This window comes from Cytophagia bacterium CHB2 (assembly GCA_030263535.1).
GTDB lineage: Bacteria > Zhuqueibacterota > Zhuqueibacteria > Zhuqueibacterales > Zhuqueibacteraceae > Coneutiohabitans.
Map to the genome: position 1 here is coordinate 1 of SZPB01000262.1, position 9,228 is coordinate 9,228.

At 53.0% G+C, this 9,228-nt stretch carries 4 protein-coding genes and 1 pseudogene; 1 reads left to right on the forward strand and 4 read right to left on the reverse strand.

What is annotated here, in order from left to right:
* The 3 genes from FBQ85_21150 to FBQ85_21160 all read right to left on the reverse strand — a co-directional run.
* The coding region (locus FBQ85_21150) for a DUF2723 domain-containing protein (protein ID MDL1877646.1) at positions 1-2,591 on the reverse strand (2,591 nt) is incomplete at its 3' end.
* A 122-nt stretch (positions 2,592-2,713) separates the two neighbouring features.
* The gene (gene recG, locus FBQ85_21155; protein MDL1877647.1) at positions 2,714-4,837 is read right to left on the reverse strand and encodes an ATP-dependent DNA helicase RecG; all 2,124 of its coding nucleotides are present in this window, start codon (positions 4,835-4,837) and stop codon (positions 2,714-2,716) included.
* Between the two features lie 114 nt (positions 4,838-4,951).
* Positions 4,952-6,394 (reverse strand): DUF4139 domain-containing protein, encoded by a 1,443-nt coding sequence (locus tag FBQ85_21160; protein ID MDL1877648.1) that lies wholly within the window; start codon positions 6,392-6,394, stop codon positions 4,952-4,954.
* A gap of 472 nt (positions 6,395-6,866) precedes the next feature.
* On the opposite strand from FBQ85_21160, the gene FBQ85_21165 reads away from it, so the two are divergent.
* Complete coding sequence (locus FBQ85_21165) at positions 6,867-7,811, forward strand: hypothetical protein (protein ID MDL1877649.1); 945 nt, start codon at positions 6,867-6,869, stop codon at positions 7,809-7,811.
* Between the two features lie 57 nt (positions 7,812-7,868).
* On the opposite strand, the pseudogene mutM reads toward FBQ85_21165, so the two are convergent.
* Positions 7,869-8,699, reverse strand: a pseudogene (mutM, locus tag FBQ85_21170) (bifunctional DNA-formamidopyrimidine glycosylase/DNA-(apurinic or apyrimidinic site) lyase).
* Between the last annotated feature and the right edge of the window lie 529 nt (positions 8,700-9,228).

The window sequence follows — 9,228 nt, forward strand, 5'->3', positions numbered from 1 at the left end:
AAAGAGCCTACGCTCTCTTGATTGTCAGAGATGAACTCTCGAATACGGATCCGAATCTTCCGAATTGGCAATCCCTCATCGCGAAGCCGTTCATATTCGCTCTGTAGCAAATCTTTCGCGACTGAAAACTGGCTCTTCCATTCTTTCGGCAGATTCTCCTTTGAGTATGCATAACAAACAATGAATTCGTTGTCAGGCGTGATCAACGTAGGGTTGTTGTCTGTTACGTTTTTCCAACAGATAATGCCAATCCTGTTTTCCTCACCAAAAATCTCATCGCAGAGGTGCAGCAGATTATGCAATTCTTTATCATCGATGCTAACAAACAGGACACCATCTCGACGAAGCAATTGTCGGGCCAAAAACAAACGCGGGTACAACATGGTCAACCAGCGTGAATGATGTCGCCCTGTCGTCTCCTTCTTGCTGGAGATGTCGTTGTCATGCTCATCTCTTTGCCCAGTCATGCGCATGTAGGGGTCCAGGCCAATTTTATTCTCGGGCGAAACCGTCACCGCAAAATAAACCGGCCGGCGGAATTGATTGTCTTCGAGAATTTTCAAAATCATCAAATCCTGCACGCGAATCGCAACGCCTTCATAGGTTGGCTTCACTTCGATGCGCACTGCCGGATTTTCTTCAAAGTTGATGGTGGAATCGAGCTTGCGCGCTTGCTGGTATTCCCGCGCGTAAATCTCTTTCGGCACCGGAATCGCAACGGTTTTAGCTTTCCATTCGATGGGCCGAATTGCCTCAATGCTTGCGTCCGACATGCGAATCGCCACCTTCGGCGCGTCATCACGGAGTTGTTTGATATACCAATCCGTGTTGAGCAGGCTGAGATTGACCACGCGAATATCCGGGCGAATGTTGTGGACGTATTGCAAAAACCAGAGCGGGAAGGTGTCGTTATCGCCGTTGGTAAAAATAATTGCGTCCTTCTCGCACGATTGCAGGATGTTATAGGAATAGTCGAAAGCAACATAATCGCCCTTGCGGTTGTGCTCGCGGAAATTCGAGAGCCAATCGACGCCCGGCAATATCGAAAACAGCATGTTGCCCGGCACCAGCACGAGCATCAAACCGGCAACACCGACGGCCAGGCCGCCGTGTTGTTTTTCGAAGGAGGCCGCCGGCTTGCTGGTTTGGTCCACGGCCTTTTTGCTGAACAAAAATTCGCGCGCCCCCTCGATAAGCGCGGTCACGCCGATGCCGATCCACAGGGCAAACGCAAAGAACGCGCCGGTGTAGGCATAATCGCGCTCACGCGGCTGCGGATCGTCTTGATTGAGATAAATGATAATTGCCAGTCCGGTCATGATGAAGAGGGTAAAAATCGGCAGCGCGCGTCGCCAGTCCTTAAAAAAATGATAGAACATGCCAATCAATCCCAGAAAAAACGGTATGCCCCACAAGCCGCGCATCGAAAAAACTTCGACAATACGCCCGTGTTGATCGAGCGTCTCACCCTTGCCGATGAATTGCCAATTGAAATATCGAATAAACATCTTTTTGATTTGATATTCCCACAACGGGGCTCGGCGCGGCGTGATGGGCACATCGCCATATTGCTCGCGGCCGAGATATTTGATCAAGCCCTCGGCGGTTTCGGGATTATTTTCGTCAATTGCGGGATCGAGTTTGGACCGGAGATAAATCGCGGTATACGTCGAATAGCCGATGATAATCAGCAGAGCAGACATCATGGTGAGCGCAAAAATACGCTGTTTGTTGGCAATGGCCATGCTCGCCGCCACCAAAATCGCGATCAAGAGCAAGAACACGGCGAGATAGCCGCCGGCGTGCATGAGCGCGGGTAAACCTTGCACCACGCCGGTATTCACGCCGAAATAAAGCGTCAGGCCGCCGAGGCCGGCCACCGCCATCATCTTCATCATTTCGCCGAACAAATCTTTTTTATCGCTGCGATAGCGCCGCGCAAAGATGATCATCGCGATGGTTGGCAACGCCAGCAAGTTGAGCAAGTGCACGCCAATCGCCAAGCCCACGAGGTAGAAGATCAGCAGAATGTAGCGATCGGACTTCGCGGATTCGGCTTGATCCATCCACTTTAAAATGAGCCAGACGACGATCGCGGTAAAGAACATTGAACCGGCATAAACTTCCGCCTCGACCGAGTTGAACCACTGGCTGTCGGAGAAGGCAAAGCCGAGCGCGCCCACAATGCCGGAGGCGTAGAGAGTGATTTTTTCGGTGAGAGAATCCGGCTCTTTCTTCCAAAAGAGCAGAATCAAGCGCACGATGATGAGGTAGGTCAGCATCGCCGTGAAGGCGCTGAAGATCGGCGAAATCATATTCACGCGCAAGGCAATATTCTCCGTCCAAACGCCGGGAATCTGCGCCGGATCGAGACTGGCATCAACGCCAAGCGGGATCATCGAGAACAGGCGCCCAAGGAGAACGTAGAGCGGCGCGCCCGGCGGGTGCGGCACGCCGAGAATATACGAACAAGCGATGAATTCGCCGCAATCCCAAAACGAGGTTGTGGGTGCAACTGTCATCGTATAAACGATAAACGAGACGGCAAAAACGAAAACGGCCATCCCGGCGTTTAGTTTGCGATGAGACATTGAAAAGAATCTCCTGATTGATGGATTTATCGATAGGTTAATATGATCCAGCGCCAAAATATCCGAAAATTCCAAGAATCCGTTAATCTATCCGTTGACAGCTTAAATGTCAATGCTTGATTTTAGCCGATGCGGACAGATTCCAGATGCTCACGATAATGCTGCAGCAGATGTTCGCGAATCGCGGCATGTTCCGGCTGCTGCAAACGCGGATCATGTTTCGCCAGGGCAAAGGCTTCATCGCGCGCCGCGATTAAAATACGGCTGTCGGTGAGAATATCGGCGATTTTCAACTCCGGCAGGCCGTGCTGGCGCGTGCCGAAAAACTCGCCCGGCCCGCGCAACTCCAAGTCCACTTCAGCAATGCGAAAGCCGTCAGTGGTGTCGACCATCGTTTGCAGGCGTTTGCGGGTTTCGAGGCTCACCGGCTCATCCGCAATGAGAATGCAGTACGATTGCTTCTGCCCTCGGCCAACGCGGCCGCGCAATTGGTGCAATTGACTCAACCCAAAGCGTTCAGCGTGCTCGATCACCATCACGGTCGCATTCGGCACATCAACGCCGACCTCGATCACGGTGGTGGCGACAAGAACTTTGTGGATTCCGGCTTTGAAGGCGGCCATCGTCGCCTCCTTTTCCGCAGTTTTCATGCGACCGTGCAACAGCGCGGGCTGCAACTCGCGAAACAGGCCCTGGCGCAATTCTTCAAAGCTTTGCGTCGCCGCGGCGAGATCGCTTTTTTCCGTTTCCTCCACTAGCGGAAAAACGAGATAGGCTTGCGCACCCTTGAGCGTCTCGCGTTTCACGAATTCATAAATCTCTTTGCGCTTCGTCGACGAACGCCAGGCCGTGCGAACCGGCTGCCGGCCAGCCGGCAGTTGATCGATAATTGAGACATCAAGATCGCCGTAGAGCGTCATGGACAGCGAGCGCGGAATCGGCGTGGCCGTCATCACGAGAACGTCGGGCTGTTCGCCTTTCTCGCGCAGCGCGGCGCGCTGCATCACGCCGAAGCGATGCTGCTCATCCACCACCACAAAACCGAGCCGTTGAAATTGCACACCGGATTGAATGACGGCATGCGTGCCGATCACAATGTGCGCATTGCCGCTGGCGATCTCCGCCAGTTTCTCCTCGCGTTCGCTTTTCCTTTGCCCGCCAATGAGCAACACGACTTTAATGCCGAGCTGCTCCAAAAACTGATGGCTGGTAAGATAATGCTGCTCCGCGAGAATTTCCGTGGGCGCCATCAGCGCCGCTTGATAACCGTTCTCCACCGCCATTAACATGGCGATCAACGCCACCACGGTTTTGCCGGAACCGACATCGCCCTGCAGCAAACGATGCATCGGATGCGGTGATTTCATATCGGCGCGAATTTCGCGCAACACCCGGCGCTGCGCCTCGGTGAGCTTGAATGGCAGCCTCTCGACCAGTTCCCATGTGCGCTCGCCGACCTCAGAGAAGACAATGCCCTTCTGCTCCGCTGCCAGCGCCGCCTTGCGGCAGGCGAGAAAAAGTTCGAGAAAAAACAATTCATCGAATTTCAAACGGCTGCGTCCCGCGATCAGCGCCTCTTCACTTTCCGGAAAATGAATTTGCGCAATTGCCTCGGTGAGCGCGATCAAGCGATGACGGCGGCGCACGCTTTCCGGCAGCGGTTCTTTCAGCGCAGCCGCATAGTCATCAACTGCCATGCGCAGGATGCGGCGGAAGCCGCGACTATCCAGGCCAACTTTGCCGAGCGCTTCCGATGAACGATACAGCGGGATTATCTTTCCGGTGTGCAGAAAACGCGCTTCGCCTTCTTCACCCAGTTTGTCAAAATCCGGGTGAATCATGCCGTAGCCGTCGAAAAAAGTAACCTTGCCGTGAAACGCAACGTTTTCACCGCGGCTGAAGATCTTCGGCCAGAGATTGGCGCGATTGAACCACACGCATTTCATAAAACCGGTGCCGTCGGCGAGCGTCAGCTCATAGCGCTGGCGCCGGCCGCCATAGATGATTTGACCGGACATGACTTTGCCAACCACGGTCGCTTCAATGCCGTCGCGCAAATCGTGGCATTTGAGAATGGTGGAACGGTCGAGATAGCGCCGCGGCAAATAAAACAAAAGATCGGCAATCGTTTTGACGCCGATCTTTTCCAATTCTTTGCCGCGCGTCTCACCCAAGCCACGCAGATGGCGCACCGGTGTGAGGGCGGGATTCTTGTCAGCCTTTGCGGAAATCGTTTTTAAAGCCATGAGAACTTCAAATCGTCAACGATAAAGCTGAAGCAGAAGTGAGTCAGGCTTGGAAGCTATTACGTTTAGTTTTTTTGAATTGGTTGCGTCCAGCCTGACTTCGCCTAATTGTTCTTACCAGGTGCGAAAACATGTGTATGTCACCTCGGCTTTGCCGCGCGCGGGAACGCTCAAACGCCACTCTGCGGTCGTGGCATCTTTCTTGGCGTGTTCGGCGGTTTCGCGGCGAATCGTCCAGTCGCCGTAAAAGTGTTCCAGCACATTCACAGTAACGGCCTCACTCTTGTGATTCCGGATTTCAACTTTCACATCGATTTCCTCGGCGCGATCGCCGGCTTTGCGCGTGCTGAGCACGGTACGTTCGCCCACGATGTCAAAGGCATCGCCGACATTCAAGCGCAACTCTTCATCGCGCGGGGTGTGATCGATAAAATCCTCGCCGACCAAAATTTGGGCTTCGCCTTCCGGTTTGTACAAACGAATTTTCCCGGCCGGCAAGGCCATGCCCAAGCCGTTTTCCTTGCTGTTCTTGAAGCGCAACGTGACCTTGACTTTCTTGGCGTCGCGCGAGCCGTCATAAGCATATTCTTTCTTCACCGGCGTTTGGCTGGCGGGAATCAACTCAATTTGCTTGACCTGGCGATCTTTGAGCGTTGACGGGCGTGAAAGCGTGTACAAATGATATTCAAAAAATTCCTTTTCTTCAAAATCGCTGCGGCCAGCCGCCATCTCCATCGTGCGCATCATTTTCGGCGTCGGACGTTGTGGTTGCGCGCGATGAATTGAGCCGGCGACCAGCAACAACTGCGCCTCCGGAAACGTCGCGCCGCATTGATTGTCAATCGACACCCAACCGGCAAGATTGAGATTCGCATCTTTTTCGTCCAACACGCCGACATATTCCGCATGCCAATTCATGCCGCCGGTCAGATACGAAACCTCGACCTTTTGCTTCACCGGGCCGTTATTTGCCACCAGCCAAACCAATGTCGGCCGCGTAATCAGGCCTTCGGGCAGCTTGGGCAAATCCGTCGCCACAATCTCGCTGCTGCTGAGAATTTTGATGGCGCCGTCCTCCGACTGCAAAACGACATTGCCGAACGAATTGAGCAGCGTGCCGGAAATCGTGTTGCCTTGTTTGGTGGTCAATTGAACTTTTTGATCCAGATAGCGCTGCAAAATTTTGTCCGCGCTTACCAAATCATACTCGAAATTCTGTTCGAGCACACGCACCTCAGCCGCATGCGACAATGATTTGAAATGCACAGAGGTCGGGTCGATTTGGGCGGCGACATCTCGAAACGAACAAATGCCGGTCGGTTTCGGCAAATCAATCTCGCGCATCTCATGCACCAGCGCGAGATTGTCGTTGTAGACTGTGACGCGCACTTCTGATTTTTGAGCATTCACGATGGTCGAACTCGCAAATAAAGTTAGAACGGCCAAAAAAATTTTTGATTTCATAACGGCAAATCCTGAGAATGATGATGTGAGATTCACGGCGCGGGGAGAGCGTCTGGCGCGCCCAAAACTCCTCCCGCTCGCGCATGACTGCATGTCATACGACTGTTAGCCATACTATACTTTTGCCAAATTATTCCATGTTCCCGGAGATTTTTTTTGCGCAGGCAGATAACGGCCGGCGACTTGAACGTTTCGGCAGTTTATCGGATGACTTTTTCTAACGGCGGGAGTGTATGATTCCCTTCACACATTTTGATGATTCGTTTGCCTGAGAGTCATTTTAATTCGAGCCGCAATATAAGCATCGCGGCTCTGAGAGTCAAGGCAGCAGGCCTTCGCCGCTGCGCCCGCAAGGCAATCTGGGAAACACAAATCGCAGCCGCAAACGCGCGCAGTGATTCGCAAAATCGTATGATGATTACATTCCTGACTGGCAAATCGGTATTGGTGCGGCCACAGGCATGAGAATCATTGCGTTTTCGCGGCGCCATAACCTGGCACTTTTTCTGCTGTCGCATAAAAGGATCAAACGATGCAGTAAAACACGTTATGAAAGGATGAAATCGTGAAAAGGATTTTCTGCAAGACAACATGGTTGTTGGCGCTCGCGCTGGGCATGACGGCAACCACTATGGTTTTATCACAAACGCCCACGGTGAAAACACTAGAATCCGAAGAGGATCACTCCCCAAACAAGACATTGACAGAAGCGCCTGACAAAACTGAAGTCGAAAAAAAACCGGGGCTTTTGACGGCGGCCAATGATGCGAAACATGATGCGGTTGTGCAACACACCCAGCCTCAGGCACAACGCATTCCGAAAAATTCAACCGAGGCGTTCGAACCATTTTATGCCGGCGGTGCAGCGACGCTCACCAGCAACGTCAGCGCGAACGCGCATGAAGCGCCGCCGAATCTAACACAGAATTTGAAGCAACAACTCAACAATATCGAAACAAAGAGCCACGCAACCTCTTCACAACAACTCGAACCGGTAAACGGTATTGTCTACACTACACGCAGACAACAGGCCGTTGCATCGGCTGCACCTCAACAAGCGCCGGCGCAGCGCAGCTCTGCCCTCATGCAACTCCCGTCTCAAAAATTCTACCCCCTCAACCCGCAATTTCCGGTTGATTTCTTTATCAATCGTTATGTGCTGGTCATTATAATCAGCGTCATTCTTTACACCGGGGCCGCGTATTCCGGAGCCTTACTCATGCATATCCTCATGTGGAAGGGTCACTTCGAGCATGCCGCCAGAATCGCGGAGCGCCGCCTGAAGCGCCGCCCGCATGACGCCAAACTTTGTGCAACTTTGGCCAATATTTACCTGGCATTAAATCGCCGTGACGACCGAGCCAATGAAGTTTATCGTAAAGCACTGCGCTTCGACCCGGCGACGAGCAATCGCAGCAAAATTACTTCGCTGCTGGTGCAGTATTGCAAACACGAAGAAGAAATGGATTCGGAAATTTGGAAGGTTTGCGGAGGGGCGCTGAGCGCATGAGTTCTTTGGGTGCTCCTGCTCCTGCCCGCCCCAAAACGGGCAGGAGTGAGAGTTGTACTAACGGCGTTTTTGGCAATTCGGACAAAAATAACTGCTGCGTCCCACCTGCACGATGCGCTTGATGATTGCGCCACACACCTCGCAGGCCTCGCCTTCGCGGCCATACACTTTAAGATGCTGCTGAAAATATCCCATTTCACCGTCGCTGTTGTAAAAATCGTTTAGCGTCGTGCCGCCGTTGGCAATTGCGAGTTCCAGCGTTTCGTGCACCGTGGCTGCCAGACGACGCCAATCGTCGAGCTTCAATTTGCCTGCGGCTTTTTGCGGATGAATGTTTGCACGAAACAATGCTTCGTTTGCATAGATATTGCCGACGCCCACGATTTTGCTCGCATCCATCAGATAATTTTTAATCGGCCGCGCTGAGCCGTGCGCCTGTTGCAAAAGAGGTTCGGCGGCAAATTGCGCAGAAAACGGTTCGATCCCGAGATGCTGGAAATGAACATATGCCGCCAGCTTTCCGGGGGCAATCGCATCGACCAGGCCGAATCGGCGCGGATCGCGAAAGCGCAACTCGTCACCTGCCGGCAATAAAAATCGAATATGATCGTGCTTGTCAAGCGCGAGCGTTTGGCTGCACCACAACAAGCGCCCACTCATGCCCAGGTGAATGACGAGATGCGCGTCGTTCTGCATGCGGCAGAGAACGTATTTTGCGCATCGGTCAACGGCAGCGACTCTTTGTCCGGCGAGCCAGCGTTGCAATCGTCGCGTGTTGACCGGGACTCGCAGGCGTGTCTCACGGACTTTAACCGCCGTTATTTTTTTGCCGATAATCGCACGCTGCAGGCCGCGGCGAACGGTTTCGACTTCGGGAAGCTCGGGCATCGATGCAGTACTCGCTGGGTTTGATTTTCAAGGTTCTGATTTCGGGCCTTTGGCGACATAGACGCGCAACGTCACTTCCGAATACGAGGCAAAAATGCCATAGCCGCCGGCAATGTTGCTCTTGGGCATTTCACGGATGGGATTGTCGTCAAATTGCCCCTGCATGTAAATCGCATACGCCTCATCCATCGCGAGCAAGCGCATCGTATGCCAGCCATAGAAATAAAAATAAAGCCATGAGATTTGGCCGCGCATGGGGTTGTAAACCGGTGTATACGCAATGTTGAATCCGAACGGCTCTTTGCGTTTTTCCAGATCACCCTTGAAAATGTTGGCGGCGGTGGTGGTATCGCGAATGATATTGCTAAAATCACTGCTGTCAGCGTCGGCAATGATGCGATAAATCGAAACACCAGGCAGCGGCGGCCAAAACACGCTGAACAGCGGGGCATCAGCAAAGCTTTTGCCGGAGACATATTCGACGGTATCGCCGCTGGCAAACAACGGCCGGTCGCCAAAGCGTTCGCCG